Origin of the sequence: Tsuneonella litorea, from assembly GCF_025154015.1 — a bacterium.
GTDB classification, from domain to species: Bacteria; Pseudomonadota; Alphaproteobacteria; order Sphingomonadales; family Sphingomonadaceae; genus Tsuneonella; species Tsuneonella litorea.
Window position 1 is genome coordinate 1 of sequence record NZ_JAOAMV010000006.1, and the last position, 22,598, is coordinate 22,598.

Genomic DNA, 22,598 nt, shown 5'->3' on the forward strand with positions numbered 1-22,598 from the left:
CGGCATTCACCCCATCGTCGGGATGACGAAGGCGTTCGACCCATCGCCGCCGCCGTCGGGCCAGCGCTGGGTCACTGTCTTGACCTTGGTCCAGAACTTCAGCCCCTCGGTGCCGTACTGGTTGGTGTCGCCGAACGCGCTGCGCTTCCACCCTCCGAACGAGTGGTAGGCGACCGGCACCGGGATCGGCACGTTGATCCCGACCATGCCGACGTTGACGCGGCTTGCGAACTCGCGCGCAGCGTGCCCGTTGCGGGTGAAGATCGCCACGCCATTGCCGTACTGGTGTTCGCTCGGCAGGCGGACCGCCTCCTCGAAGTCCTTCGCGCGGACGATCTGGAGGACGGGACCGAAGATCTCTTCCTTGTAGCTTTCCATGTCGGGCGTCACGCGGTCGAGCAGCGTCGGGCCGACGAAGAAGCCCTTCTCGTGGCCCTGCAGGCTGAACCCGCGCCCGTCGATCACGACCTCGGCACCTTCCTTCTCGGCGGTATCGATCCACGCCTCGACGCGCGCCTTGTGCTCTGGCGTCACCACCGGACCGTAGTGCGCGTCCTTGTCGGTCGAGACGCCGACGCGCAGCGCGTTGATCGCCGGGATCAGCTTCTCGCGCAGCCGGTCGGCCGTGTCCTCGCCCACCGGCACCACAACGGGGAGCGCCATGCAGCGTTCGCCCGCCGAGCCGAACGCCGCGCCGGCGAGGTCGCCGACGACCTGGTCGAGATCGGCATCGGGCATCACGATGCCGTGGTTCTTGGCCCCGCCCATCGCCTGGACGCGCTTGCCCGCTGCGACGCCGCGTTTGTAGACATAATGCGCGATGTCCGACGAGCCGACGAAGCTGACCGCGGCGATGTCCGGATGGTCGAGGATCGCATCGACCATCTCCTTGTCGCCGTGGACCACCTGCAGCAGCCCTTCGGGCGCGCCCGCCTCGAGGAACAGTTCGGCGAGGCGCACCGGCACGCTGGGATCGCGCTCGCTCGGCTTGAGGATGAAAGCATTGCCCGCCGCAATGGCCATGCCGAACATCCACATCGGGATCATCGCCGGGAAGTTGAACGGGGTGATCCCCGCACCGATGCCGAGCGGCTGGCGCGCCGAATAGACGTCGATCCCCGGCCCCGCGCCGAGCGTGTATTCGCCTTTCAGCACCTGCGGGATGCCGCACGCGTATTCGATCACCTCGAGCCCGCGCTGCACGTCGCCGTGCGCGTCGTCGATGACCTTGCCGTGCTCGCTCGCGAGCAGGCGGGCGAGGTCGTCCTTGTTCGCCTCGACCAGCTGCTTGAAAGCGAACATGATCCGGGCGCGCCGCTGCGGATTGGTCGCCGCCCATTCGGGCTGGACCTTCTTCGCGGCTTCGACCGCCCGGTCGAGCAGCGCCGCATCGCCGAGCGCAACCTCGGCCTGGATCTCGCCGGTCGAAGGGTTCCAGATCTGGTGCCTGCGGCCCGACGAGCCGCCGGCGCCGCCGACGATGAAGTGATCGACCTGGCGCATCGGACATTCTCCCAATTTGTTTCCGCCTCTCTTGGGCGCAGATATTTTTGCAGACAACAGGCAATCTTGCAGATAACTCCTGCAATCATGCAGGATATGGACTGGAGCGACCTGCAGGTCTTCCTGGCGATCGCGCAGACCGGCGGGCTCGGCCGGGCGGGCGCCGCGCTGCGGGTCGACGCCACCACCGTCGGCCGCCGGCTGCGGCGGCTCGAGGCAAGGGTCGGCGCCAACCTGTTCGAGCAGACTCGCGAGGGCCAGGTCCTGACCGACGCCGGCGAAGCCCTGCTGCTGCGGGTCGAGCGAATGTCGCGTGCAGCAGCCGAAATCGGAGAGGGAACGCAAGGCCGGCCCGCCAAAGTTTCGGGTACCTTGCGCATCAGCGTGGCCGAAGGGTTCGGCAGCTGGGTTCTCGCGCGGCACCTGCCCGATTTCGCCCGCGCGCACCCGGGCCTGACCGTCGACCTCGTCGCCAACAGCGGTTTTCTCAGCATGTCGAAGCGCGAAGCCGACATCGCGGTCATGCTGTCGCGGCCCAAGGCCGGGCCGATCATCGCGGGCAAGCTGTCGGACTACGCGCTGGGCCTCTATGCGTCACAGACCTACCTGGCAGCTGCCGGCACGCCGCAACGCGGCGCCGACCTGCTCGCCGGCCACAGCCTGATCGGCTACATTCCCGACCTGCTCTACGCGCCCGAACTACGTTATCTTGACGAGATCCATCCCGGCCCCACGCCGCGACTGCGATCGTCGAGCATCAACGCGCAGCACCAGCTCATCGCCGGGGGCGCGGGGATCGGCGTGCTGCCGTGCTTCATCGGAAACGCCGATCCGTCATTGTCCCCCGTCCTTCCCGACAAGAGGATTTTCCGGGCCTTCTGGATGGTAACCCACAAGGACACCCACCAGCTGGCAAGGGTGCAAGCGGGCAAGGACTGGATCGTCGCGATGATCGATCGTTGCCGCGGCCTGCTCCTGCCGCGGTCATGACGTCCGCCGCGAGCGCGCGGATCAAGCCTGTTGTTCGAGCCGGAGCGCGTCTTCCAGCTCGCTGTCGGAAAACGGCTTAGCCAGCACCGAGACCGCCTGTGCCTGCAGTTCCTCGGGCACCGAGCCGCCGGATGCGATCACCAGCGTCATGTCGGGATACCGGGCCCTCATGTCGGCCAGGAACGGTGTCGCGTTCCCGTCCGGCAGCTTCAGGTCCGATATCACCGCGTCGAACACGTTCTCCTCGAGCAACGCTGCGGCTTCCTTCAGCGTGCTCGCTTCCCGCGTCAGGCAGCCGAGCGCCTCGATCGATGCCACCATCGACATCCGGATCAGCGGCTCGTCCTCGATCACAAGGACCCGAAGCGCCTTCGTGTCGCGGCCGTGCCTGGCGTCAGCGTCCGGTGCCGCCGCAGGCTCCGATGCCGCCTTTCCCGACCTGTTGCTGAGCACCTGCTTGATCTTCCTGCTCAGCTTCTCGACCGAATAGGGCTTGCTGATCAGCTCGATGTCGTCGTCGAGCTTGCCCGCGTGGACGATGGCGTTCTGCGTATAGCCTGACGTGAACAGGACCCCGATGTCGGGAATCCGCTCCTTCGCAAGACGCGCCAGTTCCGGGGAACGCAGCTTGCCGGGCATGACGACGTCGGTGAACAGGAGGTCGATCGGCATCCCGCACTGCAGGATCGCCAGCGCGCTATCGGCGTCCGATGCCTCGATGACCTTGTAGCCGAGGTTCGTCAGCAGCTCGACCGCGGTGGAACGCACGTCGGTATCGTCTTCGACCACGAGAATGACCTCGTCGTTCCCCTTCTCGGCGGCCCATCCACCTTGGGGCCGGCTGGCCATTTCCGCCTTTCGCGTACGGGGAAGGTAAATCCGGACCGTGGTCCCCTCCCCTTCCTCGCTGTAGATCGTGATGTGACCGCCCGACTGCTTGACGAACCCGAAGACCATCGACAGGCCAAGCCCGGTTCCTTCTCCTGGCGCCTTGGTGGTGAAGAACGGTTCGAACACCTTCGCCAGGTTTTCCTCGGGAATGCCGCAGCCCGTATCGGTCACCGCGAGCATGACGTACTGCCCGGTCGATGCACCGGGATGAGAGGCGACGTAATCCTCGTCGAGCGATGCATTCCCGGCCTCGAGCGTCAGCTTGCCCTCGCCCTTCATCGCGTCGCGCGCATTGATGGCGAGGTTCAGAAGCACGTTCTCCAGCTGGCGCGGATCCACCAGGCAGTTCCAAAGCCCGGCCGCGACGATCGTTTCGATCTCCACCGTTTCGCCGAGCGTCCGGCGGAACATGTCGTCCATGTCGCGCAGGATCCGGCCCGCGTTGATCGGCTTGGGCTTGAGCGGCTGCTGGCGCCCGAAGGCGAGCAGCTGTGCGGCAAGCTTCGCGCCGCGCTCGACGCCTGAGAGCGCGTTGTTGATCCGCCCGAGGCTGCGCCCGTCGAGCAGCGGGTCCTGCTTGATCAGCTGAAGGTTGCCGGCGATGACCTGGAGCAGGTTGTTGAAATCGTGCGCGACGCCCCCCGTCAGCTGGCCGATGGCTTCCATCTTCTGTGCCTGGACAAGCTGGGCTTCGAGCGCCTTGCGCTCCTCGATCGCCTCCTCCACCCGACGGCGCAGAGCCGCGTTGAACGAATCGAGCGCCTCGCGCGCCTTCAGTTCCTCGTCGATGTTGTGCGCCTCGATGACCGTGCCGACGGTCACGCCCTCGGCGTTCTTCATCGGCGAGGCGGTGAAGCCCACGTTGTAGAAATGACCGTCCTTGTGGACGAAGACCTCCTCGCCCTGGGTCTGGCTGTTTTCCGGGAAGGCGCGGTCGATCGCGCATTCCTCGATCGGAAACGGCCGGCCGTCGGGGTAGGTGTGATGGACCACGTCGTGGAGCGGCTTTCCCTGGGTCTCCGCGAAAGTGTAACCGGTCAGTTCCTCCGCGGCCCTGTTCATGAACGAACAGTGCTGCCGCTCGTCCATCATGAACACCGCCATGGTGGTGTTGTTCAGGATCGCGTCAAGACGGCCCGAAACCTCTTCCAGCGCCCGGCGGATTTGGCGCTGTTCGGTAATGTCCTGGATCGCCGCGTAGAATACCGGCAGGTCACCGGTCGAGATGAGCTGGAGCCGGACGCTCACGTCGTACGTCGATCCGTCCTTTCTCTGGTGGATCGTCTCGAAGTGAAGCTGCTTCACCTCGCCCTTGATGAGCGGCGCTACGAACGCCCTGAACTGATCTTCGGCGAATTCGGGCTTGAGGTCCCAAGGGTGAAGTCTGCTCAGCTCCTCCCTTGAATATCCGAGGTTTTCACGCGCGCCCTGGTTGACCAGCAGGAACCGGAAATCGTTCTGGCCGAAGATGAACACCTCGGCAGCAGCCTTTTCGACGATTTCGCCCAGGCGCTGGGTCGTCATCTGGTCCGCTGATGGCATGGTTTACCGACCCCCTGATGCCCTCAGACATGACCGCGAGGCGCACGTCCGATTGAAACGCGAAGAAAGGCAGATGGTTTCCGCGCATCGGCCGCAGCGGCAATCGCCGCAGATGCAGCCGTCACTCGACCGGGCATGGCAGGTCCGAGGCGAACGCGCGCGGGAGACTTCGGGAAAACTGGTAGCGGAGGAGGCGCTATAACTTTCGTCTCAGGCAATTTCAGAGCGTCTCCAACTACTCTGTAAAATCAGCGATTTATCTTGTAACGTGTTCGCGGTTGGTCGCCCTGAATCGCCTGAATTCCCGCTGAAATGTGGGAACGATTGTGGGACCAAATACCCCCGTTTTTGGTGGTATAACTCCCTGACAGGGACTCGAACCTGATGGCGCTGACAGTATTGAAAGTGAAGAACGCGAAGCCCGGTCGCCATGTCGATGGCAGGGGCTTGTGCTTGGTCGTAAAGCCCAGCGGCGCGCGCACCTGGGTGCTGCGGATGCAGTTGAAAGGCCACCGCCGCGACTATGGGCTGGGGTCGGCGCATGATGTTTCGCTATCCGATGCCAGAACAGCGGCAGCTGAATTGCGCCGCCGGGTTCGTGACGGCTTCGATCCTGTCGCCGAGCGGCGAAAGGCGCGCAAAGTTATTCCGACCTTCGAAGCGGCGACCCGAACCTGCCACGAAGCACTGGGTGACGGGTGGAAGGACGGGCATCATGCCCGATGGTTGTCCGGTTTTGAACGCCACCTCTTTCCACGTATCGGCAAGAAGCCGGTCGACAAGGTGGACAGCGCCTGCGTGGTCGACGCGTTGTCCCCGATGTGGCTGGAAATACCGGAAACAGCCCGGCGCTTGCTCCAGCGCATCGGCGTAGTGCTCGATTTCGCGCATGTGAAAGGCTGGGTGCCGGAAGAGGTTTCCTTGCGTTCTGTGCGCAAGGGCTTGCCCCGACAGAACGACAAGCGCGGGCATATGGAGGCCATGCCCTATGCCGATGTCCCGTCGCTGATGAAAAAGCTTGCCACCGCCGCACCGACGACCGGACGCGACGCCTTGCGCTTCACGATCTACAACGCCGTGCGGTCCAACGAGACGCGCCTTGCGGTATGGACCGAGTTCGATCTCGAAAAAGCGGTATGGACCATACCGGCTGAACGGATGAAGGCGGGCGAAACCCATGTGGTGCCGCTTTCGGCACCGGTTGTGGCAATGCTGCGCAAACGCTGGGATGAGCGGACCAGCGACACGGGTTTGGTCTTTTCGAATAATGGCAAGAAGCCGATCAGCGACATGACCATGACCAAACTGCTGCGCGACGATGGTTTCGCCAGCATCACGGTGCACGGCTTCCGATCTACCTTCACGGACTGGGCCGCCGAATGCACCGACTTCCCCAAAGAGGTTGCCGACAAGGCATTGGCCCACAAGCTGCCCAACAAGGTTGAAGCCGCTTACCGCCGAACCGATTTCTTCGAGAAGCGCCGCAGCCTGATGAAGCAATGGGCGGATTATCTGGGCAAAAGCGCCCCGACAGCCAAGAAGGCGGCAGTCGAGCCTAACTCGGCTCCCGCTGCCGCCTGACCAGTTTGTGCAGACTAGCAGTCGTGATGCGCGTCGATTTGCCAAGCTTGATGGCCTCAATCTCGCCCGACGCAATCAGCTCGTAAAGCTTGGTGCGACCGACGCCGATCATGCGCGCAGCTTCATTTACCTTCACGCAGATCGGCTCGACCGGCGGCGGCGTGGTCACTGCGTCGCGCCCTCATTCCGATACGATACCGGATCATCGATCCAGCGGTTCACGGCGGACTCCCGCCAGCCCGCGCCGTGAACGCTGATCTTCACTTGCGACGGGAAAGTCCCCTCGGCAATCTTGCGATACATGGTGGAGCGGGACAGACCGGTTCGGGCGAGAACGGTCTTGAGACGGATGATCTTGTCAGAGTTGGACATGGGACTTGCTTCCATTCGTTGGCAGTTACTGGTGCCCCCTGATCCAAGAATTTCGCCATGAGGCCTCAAGCGCAACAGAATTCGCGGTCCCTGGCATGGCCATCGCAAAAGCGGATAGAATAACTTGCGGAAGGGTAGAGACGGATACGGAAGAGTAGAGAAGCCAACGGACGCAAACACAGGACGACTAGCGGCGATCTTTGTCGCGCCAAATCCGGGCACATGCGAAGGCATGTCGGTGCAAGCGAGCCAGCACGACGGATATTTGCTACGCAATGAACGATATTTGCGCCTGAATCATTCGGATTCGGAAACCCTGCTCCACAACTGCCTCAGCAATTCGTGGAAAGCGCAAGGTCAGGCTGCTAAGCGGGCATCATGCTTTTGCCCGCCCTGCTCCTCCCCGCCGCATGACCCCCGCCCAATTCATCGCCAAGTGGCGCCATGTCGAACTCAAGGAGCGCTCCGCATCGCAGGAACACTTCCTTGATCTGTGCGAACTGCTCGACATTGAAAAGCCCGCCAGCGCCGACCCAAAGGGCGAATGGTTCACCTTCGAAAAGGGCGCATCGAAAACCGGCGGCGGTGAAGGCTGGGCCGATGTCTGGCGCAGGCATTGCTTCGCCTGGGAATACAAAGGCAAGAAGAAGGACCTCGACCGCGCCTTCGCCCAGCTCCAGCAATATGCCATCGCGCTGGATAACCCGCCGCTGCTGATCGTCAGCGACATGGACCGGTTCCGGATCCACACCAACTGGACCAACACGGTGCAGGAGGTGCGCGAGTTCGCGCTGGACGACCTGCTTGACGGTGCAACCCGCGATTTGCTGCGTGCCTGCTTCCTCGATCCAGAGCGGCTGAAGCCGGCCAAGACCCGCCAGATGCTGACCGAAGAGGCAGCGGAAGAGTTCTCGCAACTGGCGCAGCGCCTGCGCGCGCGCGGGCATGATCCCCATTCGGTCGCGCATTTCGTTAACCGGCTCGTGTTCTGCATGTTCGCCGAGGATGTCGGCCTGCTGCCCGATCACATGTTCACCAAGATGCTGAAGGCCAGCGCCAAGACCCCGGAGCGGTTCGAAGGCAACGCCGCCAAGCTGTTTGCCGCGATGCACAAGGGCGGCGATCTGGATTTCACCCCCATTGAATGGTTCAACGGCGGGCTGTTCGACGATGACAGCGCCCTGCCGCTGAAACGCGCGGACATCGACAATCTGCTCGCCGCCGCCGCGCTCGACTGGTCGGAGATTGACCCCTCGATCCTCGGCACGCTGTTCGAACGCGGGCTGGACCCGGACAAGCGCAGCCAGCTCGGCGCGCACTATACCGATCGCGACAAGATCATGCAAATCGTCGAGCCGGTCATCATCCGCCCGCTGACGACCGCGTGGGAGGCGGTGCGCGCAGAGATTGAAAGCCTGATCGCCAGCGCCCCCCGGCAGACGGCGGAAAAGCTGCTGAAAGGGGCCGAGCGGACGAGGCGTGACCGGGCCTTTGCCAAGGCGCAGGAACTGTTGCGCGGCTTTCTGGAGCGGCTGCGCAATTTCCGCGTGCTCGATCCCGCCTGCGGATCGGGCAATTTCCTCTACCTGTCGCTGCTCGCGCTCAAGGATATCGAGCACCGCGCCAATCTGGAGGCTGAGGCGCTGGGCTGCACGCGCGAGTTTCCCGCTGTCGGCCCAGAATGCGTGCTGGGGATCGAGCTCAACCCCTATGCCGCCGAACTGGCGCGCGTGTCGGTGTGGATCGGCGAAATCCAGTGGATGCGCCGCAACGGGTTTGAGGCGGCCAAGAACCCGATCCTGCGCAGCCTCGGCAATATCGCAAACCGCGATGCCGTGCTGGTGACGGACGGGCACGGCAATCCGGTGCTGGATGCCGAGGGCAAGCCGCAGCGCGCATCATGGCCCGATGCGGACGTGGTGGTGGGCAATCCGCCGTTCCTCGGCAACAAGAAGATGATCGGCGAACTGGGCGAGGATTACACCGTCGCGCTGCGCAAGGCATGGCCGCAGGTGCCAGGAGGGGCTGATCTTGTTTGCTACTGGTTCGCGGGCGCGTGGGACCGGATGGCGGCGGGCCGATTGCACCGCGCCGGGCTGGTCGCCACCAATTCCATTCGCGGCGGCGCGAACCGCGCAGTGCTCAAGCCCGTGGTGGAGCATGGCCGGATTTTCGAGGCGTGGAGCGACGAGGACTGGACCGTCGAGGGCGCGGCGGTGCGGGTGTCGCTGGTGTGCTTCGAGCGCGAGGCTGGCGCGGGAGCGGCGCTGCTGGATGGTCTCGAAGTTGCGCGGGTCCATGCTGACCTGTCTGGGGGCGGCTCTGGTGTTGATCTCACTAAATCAACGCGGCTACCGCAGAACCAGTCAGTCTGCTTTGAGGGGCTTAAGAAATACGGCGACTTTGAGGTTCCGGGCGAAGTAGCTCGCAGATGGTTGCAGCTTCCCCGCAATGTAAATGGCCTATCAAATTCCCATGTCCTAGCCCCTTGGGTCATCGCAATCGACATAGTCCGCCGTCCACTTGATCGTTGGGTGGTCGATTTTGAAGACGCCCTGAGCCTGGCTGAAGCGGCCTGCTTTGAAGCCCCTTTCGCCCACGTTGAAGCTAACGTGAAACCAACCCGCGCCAAGGATCGCAACACGCGAACGAGGGACTTCTGGTGGAGGTTCGAGCGAAGCCGTCCCGAGTTGCGGGTGCGTCTAACTGGTCTCAAGCGCTACATCGCGACACCGGTCGTGGCGAAACATCGCATATTTTCATGGGTGCCTAGTTCGGCTCTGCCCTCTAATCTGCTGGACGCCATCGCCCGCGACGACGACACCACCTTCGGCATCCTGCACAGCCACTTCCACGAGGTCTGGTCGCTGCGCATGGGCACCTCGCTGGAGGACCGACCGCGCTACACCCCTTCGACCACCTTCGAAACCTTCCCCTTCCCCGAAGGCCTGACGCCCGACATTCCCGCCGCCGACTATGCCGCTGACCCGCGCGCGCAGGCCATCGCCGCTGCCGCCGAGCGGCTCAACACCTTGCGCGAAAACTGGCTGAACCCGCCCGATCTGGTCGAGCGCGTGCCCGAAGTCGTCCCCGGCTATCCCGACCGCATCCTGCCACAGGACGAAGCCGCCGCGCAGGAACTGAAGAAGCGCACGCTCACCAACCTCTACAATGCCCGCCCCGCCTGGCTCGATCACGCCCACCGCGCATTGGATGAAGCGGTCGCCGATGCCTATGGCTGGGGCGAAGACTACCGCGCCGGCACCCTGACCGACGACGAAGTGCTCGCCCGGCTGTTCCGCCTCAACCAGCAGCGCGCGGGGCCAGCAAGATGATCGCCGCGCCGCCGAGGCACACCGCCCCGCCCAGCACATCCCACCGGTCTGGCCGTGCGCCTTCCGCCAGCCACTGCCAGCACAGCGCGGACAGGATATAGACCCCGCCATAGGCAGCATAGGCACGCCCGGCATAGTCGCTTTCCACCAGCGTCAGCAGCCAGGCAAACAGCGCCAGCGATGCCATGCCGGGGATCAGCCACCACACCGGCTTGTCAAGCCGCAGCCAGGCCCAGAAGGCAAAGCAGCCAGCAATCTCCGCCACGGCAGCACCAAGGTAGACCAGCAGGGAAAGAACGTTGGGCTGCAAGGCGATTCCAGACCGGATGACAAGTAGAGGCGTCTGCCGGTATGCCGACCCGCAGAGTTCGTGCAAGCATGATCGCCCTTGCCCCGGCGCACCCGATGCTGGAAGGCGCTGGGACTGGTGCTCGTGGTCGCGGGGTTGAAGATGATCGGTTTTTACTGATGCGAATGATAAGGCGCGGCATGCTGACACTGCCGTGTTACCGCTGCAATTGGACATGCTTGACGGGATGATGTCATGATCCGCCATACGCTCATTGTATTTCTGGGTGCAGGGCTTGGCGGTGCGCTCCGCCATCTGGCGAACTTCGCAATAACGCGCGCCCTTGGCTCGACTTTTCCGTCAGGCATCCTTGCGGTGAACATCGTCGGATGTTTCGCCATGGGGGCCATCATCGGCTGGTTCGCCCTGCGCCATGATCCGGGGCAAGACTGGCGATTGTTCCTGACGACGGGATTTCTGGGCGGTTTCACGACCTTTTCCGCTTTCGCGCTCGACAGCGCGACGCTGTGGGAACGTGGAGCCGAAGGCAGCGCGGCGGCCTATGTCCTTGTCTCGGTGATCGGCTCGCTCGTCGCCGTGGGCGCGGGGCTGGCGCTGGTGCGCAGCCTGTCGTGACGCTGGGTGGGCGGATATCGGCCGTACTGGCCCTTAAAGCCAGCCCCGCCGCTTGAAGTAGAAGAATGGCAGCAAGACCGAGATTACCATCAGCCCAAGCGCAAAAGGGTAGCCCATCGGCCACTTGAGTTCAGGCATGAATTCGAAGTTCATGCCGTAGATCGAGGCTACCAGTGTGGGTGGCAGAAAGACCACCGCGGCGACCGAGAAAATCTTGATGATGCCATTCTGTTCGATGTTGATCATGCCCAGCGTGGCGTCGAGCAGGAAGTTGATTTTCTGAGACAGAAAAGCATCGTGATCCGCCAGCGAGCGGATATCCCGTGCGATAGTCTTCATCCGCTCGCGGATGTCCTTGCGGCTCTTGCGCTGTAGCAGCAGCGTTGTGGCGAAGGTGCAAAGGCGCTCCAGCGAGACCAGGCTGTCGCGCACATTGGAGACGGCATTGGCGTGCCGGCCAAGATTGGCGAGGACCCTGCCAAAATCCTGCGGCACACGGGAATGGATATCGGTCTTGGCGAAAACCGTCTTGGACACGCCTTCGATTTCCTTGCCGTATCGTTCGAGGATATCAGCCAGGCGATCAACAATCGCTTCAAGCAACTGGACGAAAACCTCTTCACCATCGCTGGCGATTGCAAGGCCGCGATCGGAGCGCTGGAGCATCAGCGAGAAGACGCGTGGTTCGTGATGGCGCAAAGTGACCAGCGATTTGGCCGACAGGACAAAGGTAACGGGTGCCATCTCGGGCTCCTCCGAGTCACCGAAGGCAGGCAATATGGCGGTCATGAACGCCGTTGAACCCTCAAGATAGAGACGCGAGGAGATTTCGATCTCCTCCATCTCTTCCCGGTCAGGAATCTCGACGCCGAGCCAACGATTAATCTCCCGCTCTTCCTCTGCAGTCGGGCGCAGGAGGTCGATCCATGTCGCCTCGGTCTGGGGGTCCAGACTTGCCGCAACAGAGCGCAATCTGCCGCCTTGGCTTTCGAAAATATGCATTGCACTACCTATTCCGATTGAGTGCCCGAACAGCGTTGGGCAGGCCTATAGCCAGCCGGATTTCTTGAAGCGTACGAATAGCACGAGGCAGATCGCCGCAATCACGCCCAGCACCACGAAATAGGCGTATTCCATGCGCAGCTCCGGCATATTGTCGAAATTCATGCCGTAAATTCCTGCAATGGCTGTGGGAACGGCAAGGATTGCCGCCCACGAGGCCAGCTTGCGGGTGATGTCGCCTTGACGCTGCTGTTCGATAAGGGCGCTTGTTTCCATCACCGAGTTGAGCATTTCCCGATGGAGAGCCGCAAGCGAGGCAACCCGCCGCACGTGGTCAAGCACGTCACGGAAATAGGGGCGAACCTCGGCATCGATATTGGGCAAATCGAGGGTCGCAAGCTTGGCGCAAACATCCTCCATCGGGATCAGCATCCGCTGAAGCAGTAACAGGTCGCGGCGCAGATTGAACAATTCGCGCATCTCGGCCCGGGTCAACGCGGACTCCAGCGCGCTTTGTTCGAGCCTGCCGACGATTTCACCGGCCGCGTCGATGACCGGGAAGTAATTGTCAGCGATGAGATCGAGCACCGCGTGCAATACGTAGTCAACGCCATGCGCCAGTAGCGAAGGTCGGGACTCCAGCTTGGTGCGCAAGCCGGAATGGCCCTGATCGGAACCGTGCCGAACGGTCACGATATGGTTGGAACCCACGAATATGGCCGTCTCGCCATAAGCGATCTTCCCTTCCGCCATTTTCGCCGTGCGCACCACAATGAACAGCTGGTCGCCATAGATTTCCAGCTTCGGCAGCTGATGCGCGTGCAAGGCATCTTCGACCGCCAGCGGATGAAGGCTGAATGCGCTCGCGCAGGCGCTAAGTTCCTCGGCGGTGGGCTCGAACAGACCTACCCAGCTGAAAGCGTCCGGAGTCTCTTTGTGCGTTGCCTGGCCGATATTGTCAGGCAAGTCCCCGGCAGGGTGACCCGCCTTGTACTCACGCGCCGCAATGATTGCCATCGGCACTCCTCCTGCCCACCAGCAGCCCTTTGGCTCCCCCGCCCTCGAAAAGAAAATCGAAATCTTTCCATCTCTTGCGCCACCGCCGCGCAATAACCCGTTCTCCCGGCCGTGCGGCGTCATCGAGCATGATCGCGCCGCCGGGAGTGATCCGATCAAACAGGCGCTCGGCCATGCCCCTTGCAAAGGGATGCACCGCCCATGGCGGTCCATCGATCACCAGCAAATCGATCCGGGGGGGCAGATGGGAAAGCGCATACCAGAGACCCGGCCATGCGGCATCGCGGAGGGTGAGCGGGGCGTAATGAAACGCGGCTGACAACCCGTTCTCGTCAAGCCACGCATCCATCTGTCTCACGAAAGGCTCGTGCTGGTCGTAGCTGTGCAAACTGCCGCCGCCGTGCAGCAAGAGCGCCTTGGCGATGACCAGCGACGTCGCCCCCGAACCCAGTTCAACAACCACAGCTGGCTTGCGCGCCTCGATTTCATCGACAATCCGGTGAAGCAGATAGGTATCCGCCTTCCAGCTTCCGAGGTGCGGCAAGGCGTCGAGTTCCAGTTCGACCCGTTCGAGAAGGGCGCGCTTTTCAGCTTGCGTGCCGCCGTAAAGGCTCTTGAGCAACCAGGGCCACTGAACGAGCGCAAAACCGATTTGGAACAGCCTTTCACCGAACGTTCGTGTAGCGCTCCCATGGTCTGAAAGGTCTTTGGCCAGCAGGCCCGTGAGATGTTTTGAGGTCAACGTATATCAGCCTGATTGAATTGGGTGGTCGGCGTTGCGGTAGCGAAGCCTTGTTGCGATTGCGAACAGAAAAGGGTCGGCGGTCAGCAGGCGAATGCCGTTCATGCAAACGGATGGGATGTTACTCTATTGCCGGGTCACGGCTTGTGCACCATTGGGTAACATCGAGTCAGTCCTGCTGCGTTCGAACTTTTGCTTCCGCCTCAAACGCCCGCTTCCCCTTACGCTTCCACAGCACCAGCGCCTGTTCACGATCATCGCCGCGCATTTTGGCCGCGACGGTGAGGAACGCGCCGTAGAGCGTGGCGCGATCATCATCGGCCAGTTCGACCAGCCCGGCCTTCACCACCAAGCCGCCCAGTTCGATCAGTTGCCGCGTGCGTTCGCGGCGTTTGACCTGCCATTCGCGCATGTCGGTTCGCGCCTTTGCCGCCTCAAGCCGATGCCGCGCCGCCGTCAAGCGGGAGAGTGCCATCCGGCTAGCCTTGAGGTCCATCGCCACGCTTGCGCGCCTTGCTCTGAAAGAAGGCCGCGCCCCGCTTGCGCCACGCTTCCTTCCGTTGGGCTTCGCTGTTTTCCGCAATAACCAGCAGCGCACCGGCCAACGTTTCCGCATCGGTTGCATCGGCCCCTGTGGCGATCACCAGTTCGCCGAGTTGCTGCACGCGGCGTTCCTTCAGTTGCTTCGCCTTGTCGGCGAGCGCCTTCAGTTCCGAATCAAAGTCGCGGGGTTTGCGCATCGAAGTTCTCCATTGAGAGGTGATGCGCTGATGATAATATCGATGCTCCGCCAATGCTGTAGAGTCGTCGAGACGGCCTGATACTGGATAGTCCCGAGCAGGATTTTATCATGGGAGGGCGCGCTTATACGTCGTGCCGACGTGGCGCTCATGGCGTAGATGGATTGCCGTCATGGCGATCTTCCATCTCTCCGTCAAAGTCATCAGCCGGTCGAGCGGACGCAGCGCCGTGGCCGCCGCAGCCTATCGCACGGCCGAACGGCTGCACGATGACCGGCTCGACCGCGACCATGATTTCACCAACAAGGACGGTGTCGTCCATTCCGAGGTGATGTTGCCGGAAGGCGCGCCCGAAGAGTTCGCCGACCGCGAGAAGCTTTGGAATGCGGTCGAGGCCGCCGAGAAGCGCAAGGATGCGCAGCTTGCCCGCGAGGTCGAATTCGCCATTCCGCGCGAGCTGACCAAGGAACAGGGCATTGAACTGGCGCGGGAGTTTGCCGAGGCCGAGTTCGTCGAAAAGGGCATGATCGCCGACCTCAATGTCCACTGGGATATTGGCGCGGACGGCCAGCCCAAGCCCCACGCGCACGTCATGCTCACCATGCGCGAGGTGGGCAAAGATGGCTTCGGCCCGAAGGTGCGCGAGTGGAACAAGGCCGAACTGGTCGAGCAGTGGCGCGAACGCTGGGCCGATCATGTCAATCAACGCCTGGCCGAACTCGATATCGATGCGCGGATCGATCACCGCAGCCTGGAGGCGCAGGGCATTGCGCTGGAACCGCAGGACAAGATCGGCCCCGCCGCGTCGCGCATGGGGGTGCGCGGACTTGAGGCTGAACGGATCGAGGAACACCGCGCCGTCGCGCAACGCAATGGCGAGCGGATCATCGCAAATCCCGCGCTCGCCCTCGACGCGATCACGCACAGCCAGGCCACCTTCACGAACCGCGACCTTGCCATGTTCGTGCACCGGCACAGCGACGGGAAAGAGCAGTTCGATCTGGCGATGAGCGCGGTGCGCGGCTCGCCTGATATGATTGCGCTGGGCAAGGACGGACGCGGCGAGGACCGGTTCACCTCGCGCCAGATGATCGAGACCGAACAGCGGCTTGGCCGCGCATCGGAATTGCTCGCGGGGCGCGAGCGGCATGGCCTCGATCAACGAGGCCGGGAAGGTGCGCTGGCGCGCGCGGCGGAGCGCGGGCTGGCGCTATCCGGCGAGCAGCGCGCGGCGTTCGAGCATGTGACCGATAGTCGCGGCCTCAGCGTTGTTGTCGGCTATGCCGGGACCGGCAAAAGCGCGATGCTGGGCGTGGCGCGCGAAGCCTGGGAAAGCGCTGGCTATACCATTCGCGGTGCCGCCCTTTCCGGCATTGCCGCCGAGGGACTGGAGCACGGTTCGGGCATTGCCTCGCGCACCATTGCCAGCCTTGAACATCAGTGGGGCCAGGGCCGCGAATTGCTCACCTCGCGCGACGTGCTGGTCATCGACGAGGCAGGCATGGTCGGCACGCGCCAGATGGAGCGCGTCCTCTCCCATGCCGCCGATGCAGGCGCAAAAGTGGTGCTGGTTGGCGACTCGCAGCAGCTCCAGGCCATCGAAGCCGGGGCCGCCTTCCGCGCGATCCATGAACGGCACGGCGGCGTCGAAATCAGCGAAGTGCGCCGTCAGCACGAAGGCTGGCAGCAGGATGCCACACGGCACCTTGCCACCGGGCGCACCGGCCTTGCCATTCAGGCCTATGGCGAACGCGCCATGGTCCACACCGCCGAGACGCGGGAGGCAGCGCGTGGCGAGCTGATCGAGCGTTGGAATCGCGACCGCCAGGCCAGTCCCGGCGATACGCGGATCATCCTCACCCACATCAATGACGAGGTGCGCGAACTCAATGACGCGGCGCGTGGTAGGCTGCGCGCCAGTGGTGAACTAGGCAACGACGTGGCCATCCGTGCCGAGCGGGGCGAGCGTCATTTCGCCAGCGGCGACCGCATCATGTTCCTGCGCAATGAGCGGGGTATGGGCGTCAAGAATGGCACACTCGGTACTGTAGAACAGGTGACGCCGCAGCGCATGGTGGTCCGCACCGACGATGGTCGCAGTGTCGCCTTCGACACCAAGGATTATGCGCACATCGATCACGGCTATGCAGCGACGATCCACAAGGCGCAGGGGATGACGGTGGACCGCGCCCATGTGCTGGCGACGCCGGGCATGGACAGCCACGGTGCCTATGTGGCGATGTCCCGCCACCGTGACGGCCTTGCCCTGCATTATGGCCGCGACGACTTCGCCGATCAGTCGAAACTGGTCCGCACTCTAAGCCGCGAGCGCGGCAAGGACATGGCCGGCGACTACAAACCGGAGCAGCAGTTCGCCGAGCGGCGCGGCATTACCTTCCGCGAACGTATCGTGGAAATCGCCCGTCAGCTGCCGGAGCGCGCGAAGTCGATCTTCGCCGGTTTCCGCCCGCAGGCCAACCGGCTCGAAGCGCTGCCAAGAGATCAGGCTGGCCTTCCCGATCAGCGCCGGGCGGTCGAACGCTATGCCCGTGCCGCCGCAGACATCGGACAAATGCGCGAACAGGGATTGCCCGTCCTGCCCCACCAGCGCGACGCGCTGGAGAAGGCCGGGAAGGCGCTCGATGCGATAAGGCCCCATGGCGCAGCCGACCTCGCCAGCGCCTTGCAGCGCCAGCCCTCGCTGGCCCGCGAGGCCGCCGATGGTCGCAGTCAGGGTGCAATCCGCGCCATGCAGCTTGAAGCCGAAATCCGCGTCGATCCCGCGCAGCGTGCAGACCGCTTTGTCAGCGACTGGCAACGGCTCGGGCAGGCACGACAGGCCATGCAGCGCGATGGTGACACCAAGGGCGCGCAGAAGCTTACCAACCACATGACGGACATGGCGAAGGGGCTGGAGCGCGACGCGCAGGTTGAATCCCTTCTGCGCAGCCGCACCCGCGAGCTTGGCATCAAGACAGAACTCGGTCGCGATCTGGCCCGCGATCTTGGCGCTTCCATCTCAATGGAGCGGAGCCGGTCAATCGGCATGGGCCTGTAGGAGAAATGCGATGGATACCGATACGGATGACGTGGAACTGCCACTTGACCTTGAGCCGGAACCCGAACCCGAACCCGACCCAGCCACCCCGGATACCGCTGGCGATCCCGCCGCCGAGGCGTTTGCCCGCCTTGAGGGCGAGTTGGCCCTGATGCGCCGGGCGGTCCAGCACCTTGCCGCCGAGCGTGCAGACATTGTCATTCCCGACTACGGTGCGACCCTCACCGACATAACAAAGCGGATGGGCGCGATTAGCGAGAGCCTGCAGGCCATGGCTGGCCATCCGGCGATGCAGTTGACCCCCGACAGCATCGGCCAGCGGATTGCAGCCGCAGCCGAGGCAGCGCGGCGCTGCGATCAGGACAGGATCACTCAGGCCCGAAGTGACTTGAACCACGCCGCCCAGGAGATGCGCAGCGTCACGGCCCATGCGCGCACCGCCGCCGAACAGCGGCAGCAGCTCTACCAGTTAGCAGGCGGGGCTTTGCTGGCTGGCATCATGCTATGGTCCTTCCTTCCCGGCACCATTGCTCGCGCGATGCCGGAAAGCTGGCACTGGCCAGAGCGTATGGCGGCGCGGATCGTGAGCGCACCCTCACGCTGGGATGCAGGCGCGCGGCTGATGCAGAGCGACAACCCCGAAGCCTGGAATGCACTAGCGCAGGCGGCTGAGATCCAGCGCGACAACCGCGATACCATCGATGCTTGCCGCCAGAGCGCTGCATCTTCCAAGCGGCCGGTGCGATGCACCGTCAAGATTCGTCAAAGCAGTCAAGAAGGAGAAACAGCCGCAACGCCAGTGGGGGCCGCGCAACGATCCTACAGAGGAGCATAACAGCCCATTCCGACCCGCACAAAATGTGGGAACGAATGTGGTTTCGATTCTCCGAAAAAGTCATTTTATCCTTTGAAAACAAAGCGATAAATGACTTGAATGGTAGCGGAGGAGGGACTCGAACCCCCGACACGCGGATTATGATTCCGCTGCTCTAACCGGCTGAGCTACTCCGCCCCAAGGGCTGGCCTGGCGTCATTCGGGCGCGAGGCAGGCGGCGCCTTTAGGGCCGGCTCCGCGCCGGGTCAACCGGGCAAATGACCCGGCGAACCGGCCGAGCCACGGGTGGCCGCTGCCTCGTTCATCCGGCGGATCTTGGCGGCAAGGGCGCGGTTGAGCGCGCTGTCGAAAGCGGCGCCGATCTCGGGTGCGACCTCGGCCATCTGGGCGAGCGCGACCCGGTCGACCTCGGCGATGCGCATCGGGTTGGTCACCACGACGGCGGTCGACGCCGGCTCCCCGGTCGCCACGCTCATGTCGCCGAGAAAATCGCCTTCGCCCGCCACCCCCACCAGGCGTCCGTCGAGTTCGATCCCGGCCGCGCCCGACGCGATGTAGATCAGCGGCGGATGCGGCTGGCCCTGGCGGATCAGCACCTCTCCCGGCTCCGCATCGCGCCAGGTGAGCAGGCCGATCAGCCGCCGCTGGCGCGCCGGATCCTCGACGCGCAAGATGTCTTCCAGAAGTGCGCGCTCCTCGGCACGCATCGCGCCGATCCGCCGGCGCCGGGCCGCCAGCGCCAGCTGCGCCCCGTTCGCGGCAACGAACACCGCCGCCCAGGCCACCAGGGCGCCCGCGCCTCCGTTGACGAGCCCCCACCCGAGCGCGGCGATGCCCGCCGCGATCGCGAACAACCGCACGCCACGCAGCGAGCGCATCGCGGCCGAGCCGACGAGCAGCGCGGCGGCCAGGTGGAACAGCAGGTCGCCGGTTTCCATGTGCGAGCCCTCTTCTTAGCCCTTCGTGCGGTGACTACCCCGAAACGGCCAGCGATGCACGGCCTCCCACGGTCCCCCGCGATAGCGGTGCAGCGCAAGCCCGGCGAATGCAAATTCTCGCGGTTCGATCGCCGGCGCAAGCGCGGCCTGGAGCGCCTTGGCCACCGAGGGCGCGACCTTGTTCTGGATCGTCACGTGGAGCCGCGGAACCTGCTGGTCCTGCGGGGTCAGGAGTCCGTGAAACCGGCTCGCGAGGCGCTCGCGCAGGTCGAGCATCGCCGGGCTCGACAGCCGCAGCGCTGTGCCCCGGCCGAGGTTCATCAGGCCTTCGAGCCGAGCGCGAACGGGCGCCGCCCGCGCCTCGGCTGCAAGCGCGTCCCGAAGTTCGCCTTCCACCATCGGCGGGAGCGCGTGGAACAGGGTGACGTGGGCCTTCAGGTGATTGCGCTCGGGCGGGAAATGCGCCGCACGCAGCTGGTCGGCGCGCGATTGCAGCGCCTCGGGCAGTTCGGCGGTGACGATCAGCGGGGCGAGATCACCGCCGGGGTTCAATCGAGCTCCCCGCGCGCGCGGCGAATAGCGAACCACTTGCGCACGTTGGCGTTGTGCTCCGCGAGCGTTGTCGAGAAGACGTGCCCGCCTTTCCCGTCCGCGACCATGTAGAGGGCGTCGGTCCTGGCGGGGTCGAGCACGGCGGCGATCGATTCCCTGCCGGGATTGGTGATCGGACCATTGGGCAGCCCGCTCATGGTGTAGGTGTTGTACCCGTTGACCGCGGCGATCTCGGACTGGCGGATGCGCCGGCCGAGCGGCTTGCCCTTGGTGATCGGGTAGATGATCGTGGGATCGGCCTGCAGCGGCATCCCCTGCTTCACCCGGTTGGAATAGAGCCCGGCGACCATGCGCCTCTCGCTGGCGACACCGGTCTCCTTCTCGACGATCGAGGCGAGCGTCACTGCTTCCTGCGGACTCGAAACGGCGATGCCCGGCTTGCGGTTGGCCCAGGCCTCGGCGAGATAGGACTTCATCGCCGCCTGCATCCGCGCGAGAACCTTGGTACGGGCGTCGCCACGCTCGAAATCATAGGTGTCCGGCAGCACCGAGCCTTCCTCGGGCACCGGAATCGGGCCGGTCAGCAGCGGCTCGGCCATCAGGCGCTCGTAGACCATGATCGAAGGCAGCCCCTCGGGAACCGTCACGAAGCGGCGGATCGCCTGTCCGTGCTGAAGCGTATCGAGGATCGTCGCGGGGCTTGCGCCTTTCGGCAGCGCGAATTCGCCGCGCTGGACCGGATCGCCGCTGCCCAGAATCTTCGCGCGCAGCAGGAAGGCGTCCGACGAGCCGATCAGCCCTTCGTCTTCCAGCTTGCGCGCCACGCTCGTCAGGGTTGCACCATCGGGAACGGTGAACGCGGCCTCCTTCTCGACCGTGCTCGATCCGTACCAGCCGAACGCGAACCAGGCGAACGCCAGCGCGCCGACAAGCGCGGCGGCAAAGAGGAGGCGCTTCACCTCAGTCGACCTTCTTGAAGATCACGCTCGCGTTGGTTCCGCCGAAGCCGAAACTGTTCGACAGCGCCGCTTTAACCTCGCGCTTCCTCGCGTGGTGCGGCACGAGGTCGACGCCTTCGGTGCCCTCGTCCGGGTCGTCGAGGTTGAGGGTCGGCGGAACGACCTGGTCGCGGATCGCCAGCACGCAGAAGATCGCCTCGACCGCGCCGGCGCCGCCGAGCAGGTGCCCGATCGCGCTCTTCGTGCTCGACATCGACGCGCCCGAAAGGTCATCGCCCAGCACGCGCTTGGCGGCGGCGAGTTCGATTGTGTCGGCCATCGTCGAGGTGCCGTGGGCGTTGACGTAGTCGATGTCGCCCGGCTGCAGATCGGCCTTGCGCAGGGCCATCTTCATCGCGAGTTCGGCGCCCCTGCCTTCCGGGTGGGGGGCGGTGACGTGGTAGGCATCGCCCGACAGCCCGTAGCCGACGACCTCGGCATAGATCTTCGCGCCGCGCGCCTTGGCGTGCTCGTACTCCTCGAGCACGATGACGCCCGCGCCCTCGCCCATGACGAAGCCGTCGCGTCCCTTGTCGTAGGGACGGCTGGCCTTCTCTGGCTGGTCGTTCATGCTCATGTTGAGCGCCTTGGCCTGCGCGAAGCCGGCGATGCCGATCGGGTTGATCGTGCTTTCCGCTCCGCCCGCCAGCATCACGTCGGCGTCGCCGTCCTTGATCATCCGCGCCGCGTCGCCGATCGAGTGCGCGCCAGTGCTGCACGCGGTGACCACCGAATGGTTCGGCCCCATCAGCCCGTACTTGATCGAGACCTGCCCGCTGGTGAGGTTGATCAGGCGCCCGTGGACGAAGTGCGGGCTCACGCGGCCCGGGCCCTTCTCGGCCAGGACCAGCGATTCGCTCTCGATCCCCGGAAGGCCGCCGATGCCCGAACCGATCGAAACGCCCGCGCGTTCCTTTTCCTCGTCGGTCATGTTCTCGAGGCCTGCGTCCTCGATCGCCTGGCCGGCGGCGTCGATCGCGTAGACGATGAACGGGTCGACCTGGCGCTGGACCTTGAAATCGACGCGCTTGTTGGGGTCGAAGCCCCACGGATGATCGGCCGGCTTCACTTCGCCGGCGATCTTGGCCTTCTGGTCGCTGACGTCGAAGCGGGTGATCGGGCCGATCCCGCTCTTGCCCGCGATCAGGTTCGACCACGTCGTCTCGACGTCCGCCCCCAGCGGGGTGACGAGGCCCAGTCCGGTTACGACCACTCGGCGCATGCTACTCTCCGTAAACGCGACAGGCCCGAACCCCGCGAAGGGCCGAGCCTGTCGTTGCCCCGCCGACTGCCGTCAGGCGAGCACGGCGGGATGGGCGATCAGCCCTTGTGCTCTTCGATGTACTTGGTCGCATCGCCGACGGTGGCGATCTTTTCGGCCGCATCGTCGGGGATTTCGACGCCGAATTCCTCTTCGAACGCCATGACCAGTTCGACGATGTCGAGGCTGTCCGCGCCGAGATCGTCGATGAAGCTCGCGTCCTGGGTGACCTTGTCGGCCTCGACGCCGAGATGTTCGACGACGATCTTCTGCACGCGGTCGGCGGTATCGCTCATGAGTGTTCCCTCTGTGACTG

21 protein-coding genes and 1 tRNA gene are annotated in these 22,598 nt (G+C 64.1%); 6 read left to right on the top strand and 16 right to left on the bottom strand.

The genetic code is table 11. The annotated features are described in order from the left end of the window. Positions 1-6: 6 nt before the first annotated feature. The gene (locus N0B51_RS12000) at positions 7-1,503 is read right to left on the bottom strand and encodes a CoA-acylating methylmalonate-semialdehyde dehydrogenase (RefSeq protein ID WP_259962621.1); all 1,497 of its coding nucleotides are present in this window, start codon (positions 1,501-1,503) and stop codon (positions 7-9) included. Between the two features lie 87 nt (positions 1,504-1,590). Between N0B51_RS12000 and N0B51_RS12005 the strand changes: the two genes are divergently transcribed. After that, positions 1,591-2,493: a LysR family transcriptional regulator gene (locus tag N0B51_RS12005; protein ID WP_259962622.1), complete on the top strand. Its 903-nt coding sequence runs from the start codon at positions 1,591-1,593 to the stop codon at positions 2,491-2,493. 21 nt (positions 2,494-2,514) lie between these two features. On the opposite strand, the gene N0B51_RS12010 is transcribed toward N0B51_RS12005, so the two are convergent. Then, positions 2,515-4,908 (bottom strand): PAS domain S-box protein, encoded by a 2,394-nt coding sequence (locus N0B51_RS12010; protein WP_259962623.1) that lies wholly within the window; start codon positions 4,906-4,908, stop codon positions 2,515-2,517. Between the two features lie 402 nt (positions 4,909-5,310). On the opposite strand from N0B51_RS12010, the gene N0B51_RS12015 reads away from it, so the two are divergent. Further along, entirely contained in the window at positions 5,311-6,507 is a 1,197-nt protein-coding gene (locus tag N0B51_RS12015; protein WP_259962624.1) for a tyrosine-type recombinase/integrase, read from the top strand. Here N0B51_RS12015 and N0B51_RS12020 read toward each other — a convergent pair. Together N0B51_RS12020 and N0B51_RS12025 are read right to left on the bottom strand one after the other, a co-directional pair. Then, positions 6,482-6,676, bottom strand: coding sequence for a helix-turn-helix domain-containing protein (locus tag N0B51_RS12020; RefSeq protein WP_259962625.1), 195 nt, complete (start codon positions 6,674-6,676; stop codon positions 6,482-6,484). The genes N0B51_RS12015 and N0B51_RS12020 overlap by 26 nt on opposite strands. Next, positions 6,673-6,879 carry a helix-turn-helix transcriptional regulator gene (locus N0B51_RS12025; protein WP_259962626.1) on the bottom strand — a complete coding sequence of 69 codons (207 nt, stop codon included), beginning with the start codon at positions 6,877-6,879 and terminating at the stop codon, positions 6,673-6,675. Before N0B51_RS12025 ends, N0B51_RS12020 begins: the two co-directional genes overlap by 4 nt. Positions 6,880-7,289: 410 nt before the next feature. Between N0B51_RS12025 and N0B51_RS12030 the strand changes: the two genes are divergently transcribed. Next, a complete protein-coding gene (locus N0B51_RS12030; RefSeq protein ID WP_259962627.1) occupies positions 7,290-10,214 on the top strand; it encodes a class I SAM-dependent DNA methyltransferase in 2,925 nt (974 codons plus the stop codon). Here N0B51_RS12030 and N0B51_RS12035 read toward each other — a convergent pair. Then, the gene (locus N0B51_RS12035; RefSeq protein ID WP_259962628.1) at positions 10,183-10,524 is read right to left on the bottom strand and encodes a YnfA family protein; all 342 of its coding nucleotides are present in this window, start codon (positions 10,522-10,524) and stop codon (positions 10,183-10,185) included. The genes N0B51_RS12030 and N0B51_RS12035 overlap by 32 nt on opposite strands. 234 nt (positions 10,525-10,758) lie before the next feature. On the opposite strand from N0B51_RS12035, the gene crcB reads away from it, so the two are divergent. Further along, positions 10,759-11,139: a fluoride efflux transporter CrcB gene (gene crcB, locus N0B51_RS12040; protein WP_259962629.1), complete on the top strand. Its 381-nt coding sequence runs from the start codon at positions 10,759-10,761 to the stop codon at positions 11,137-11,139. A 33-nt stretch (positions 11,140-11,172) separates the two neighbouring features. On the opposite strand, the gene corA is transcribed toward crcB, so the two are convergent. The 5 genes from corA to N0B51_RS12065 form a co-directional block, all read right to left on the bottom strand. After that, positions 11,173-12,141, bottom strand: a complete 969-nt coding sequence (gene corA / locus N0B51_RS12045; RefSeq protein WP_259962630.1) for a magnesium/cobalt transporter CorA — start codon at positions 12,139-12,141, stop codon at positions 11,173-11,175. 45 nt (positions 12,142-12,186) lie between these two features. Next, positions 12,187-13,158, bottom strand: coding sequence for a magnesium and cobalt transport protein CorA (locus N0B51_RS12050; RefSeq protein WP_259962631.1), 972 nt, complete (start codon positions 13,156-13,158; stop codon positions 12,187-12,189). Continuing rightward, the gene (locus N0B51_RS12055; RefSeq protein ID WP_259962632.1) at positions 13,136-13,900 is read right to left on the bottom strand and encodes a class I SAM-dependent methyltransferase; all 765 of its coding nucleotides are present in this window, start codon (positions 13,898-13,900) and stop codon (positions 13,136-13,138) included. Before N0B51_RS12055 ends, N0B51_RS12050 begins: the two co-directional genes overlap by 23 nt. A 169-nt stretch (positions 13,901-14,069) precedes the next feature. Then, positions 14,070-14,312, bottom strand: a complete 243-nt coding sequence (locus N0B51_RS12060) for a conjugal transfer protein TraD (protein WP_259962880.1) — start codon at positions 14,310-14,312, stop codon at positions 14,070-14,072. A gap of 67 nt (positions 14,313-14,379) precedes the next feature. Then, positions 14,380-14,640: a conjugal transfer protein TraD gene (locus N0B51_RS12065; RefSeq protein ID WP_259962633.1), complete on the bottom strand. Its 261-nt coding sequence runs from the start codon at positions 14,638-14,640 to the stop codon at positions 14,380-14,382. 172 nt (positions 14,641-14,812) lie between these two features. On the opposite strand from N0B51_RS12065, the gene traA reads away from it, so the two are divergent. Further along, positions 14,813-17,698, top strand: a complete 2,886-nt coding sequence (gene traA, locus N0B51_RS12070) for a Ti-type conjugative transfer relaxase TraA (protein ID WP_259962634.1) — start codon at positions 14,813-14,815, stop codon at positions 17,696-17,698. A 10-nt stretch (positions 17,699-17,708) separates the two neighbouring features. Continuing rightward, positions 17,709-18,533, top strand: a complete 825-nt coding sequence (locus tag N0B51_RS12075; protein ID WP_259962635.1) for a DUF6118 family protein — start codon at positions 17,709-17,711, stop codon at positions 18,531-18,533. A 100-nt stretch (positions 18,534-18,633) separates the two neighbouring features. On the opposite strand, the gene N0B51_RS12080 is transcribed toward N0B51_RS12075, so the two are convergent. The 6 genes from N0B51_RS12080 to N0B51_RS12105 form a co-directional block, all read right to left on the bottom strand. Next, positions 18,634-18,710: transfer RNA gene (locus N0B51_RS12080), tRNA-Met, on the bottom strand. Positions 18,711-18,778: 68 nt separating this feature from the next. After that, on the bottom strand, positions 18,779-19,471 hold the full coding sequence (locus tag N0B51_RS12085) for a Crp/Fnr family transcriptional regulator (protein WP_259962636.1): 693 nt from the start codon (positions 19,469-19,471) through the stop codon (positions 18,779-18,781). Between the two features lie 15 nt (positions 19,472-19,486). Next, entirely contained in the window at positions 19,487-20,023 is a 537-nt protein-coding gene (locus N0B51_RS12090; RefSeq protein WP_259962637.1) for a 2'-5' RNA ligase family protein, read from the bottom strand. Next, on the bottom strand, positions 20,020-20,982 hold the full coding sequence (mltG, locus tag N0B51_RS12095; protein ID WP_259962638.1) for an endolytic transglycosylase MltG: 963 nt from the start codon (positions 20,980-20,982) through the stop codon (positions 20,020-20,022). The genes N0B51_RS12090 and mltG overlap by 4 nt, the downstream gene beginning before the upstream one ends. A 1-nt stretch (position 20,983) precedes the next feature. Further along, a complete protein-coding gene (gene fabF, locus N0B51_RS12100) occupies positions 20,984-22,243 on the bottom strand; it encodes a beta-ketoacyl-ACP synthase II (RefSeq protein WP_259962639.1) in 1,260 nt (419 codons plus the stop codon). Positions 22,244-22,341: 98 nt separating this feature from the next. Continuing rightward, complete coding sequence (locus tag N0B51_RS12105; protein ID WP_067680685.1) at positions 22,342-22,578, bottom strand: acyl carrier protein; 237 nt, start codon at positions 22,576-22,578, stop codon at positions 22,342-22,344. Positions 22,579-22,598 lie beyond the last annotated feature (20 nt).

Coding starts and splice junctions, on each gene's coding strand:
- N0B51_RS12075 (WP_259962635.1), top strand. CDS start 17,709: ATGGATACCGATACGGATGACGTGGAACTGCCACTTGACCTTGAGCCG.
- N0B51_RS12015 (WP_259962624.1), top strand. CDS start 5,311: ATGGCGCTGACAGTATTGAAAGTGAAGAACGCGAAGCCCGGTCGCCAT.
- corA (WP_259962630.1), bottom strand. CDS start 12,141: ATGCATATTTTCGAAAGCCAAGGCGGCAGATTGCGCTCTGTTGCGGCA.
- N0B51_RS12025 (WP_259962626.1), bottom strand. CDS start 6,879: ATGTCCAACTCTGACAAGATCATCCGTCTCAAGACCGTTCTCGCCCGA.
- N0B51_RS12050 (WP_259962631.1), bottom strand. CDS start 13,158: ATGGCAATCATTGCGGCGCGTGAGTACAAGGCGGGTCACCCTGCCGGG.
- crcB (WP_259962629.1), top strand. CDS start 10,759: ATGATCCGCCATACGCTCATTGTATTTCTGGGTGCAGGGCTTGGCGGT.
- N0B51_RS12105 (WP_067680685.1), bottom strand. CDS start 22,578: ATGAGCGATACCGCCGACCGCGTGCAGAAGATCGTCGTCGAACATCTC.
- N0B51_RS12085 (WP_259962636.1), bottom strand. CDS start 19,471: ATGGAAACCGGCGACCTGCTGTTCCACCTGGCCGCCGCGCTGCTCGTC.
- N0B51_RS12030 (WP_259962627.1), top strand. CDS start 7,290: ATGACCCCCGCCCAATTCATCGCCAAGTGGCGCCATGTCGAACTCAAG.
- N0B51_RS12060 (WP_259962880.1), bottom strand. CDS start 14,312: ATGCGCGAATGGCAGGTCAAACGCCGCGAACGCACGCGGCAACTGATC.
- N0B51_RS12005 (WP_259962622.1), top strand. CDS start 1,591: ATGCAGGATATGGACTGGAGCGACCTGCAGGTCTTCCTGGCGATCGCG.
- N0B51_RS12065 (WP_259962633.1), bottom strand. CDS start 14,640: ATGCGCAAACCCCGCGACTTTGATTCGGAACTGAAGGCGCTCGCCGAC.
- traA (WP_259962634.1), top strand. CDS start 14,813: ATGGCGATCTTCCATCTCTCCGTCAAAGTCATCAGCCGGTCGAGCGGA.
- N0B51_RS12000 (WP_259962621.1), bottom strand. CDS start 1,503: ATGCGCCAGGTCGATCACTTCATCGTCGGCGGCGCCGGCGGCTCGTCG.
- fabF (WP_259962639.1), bottom strand. CDS start 22,243: ATGCGCCGAGTGGTCGTAACCGGACTGGGCCTCGTCACCCCGCTGGGG.
- N0B51_RS12010 (WP_259962623.1), bottom strand. CDS start 4,908: ATGACGACCCAGCGCCTGGGCGAAATCGTCGAAAAGGCTGCTGCCGAG.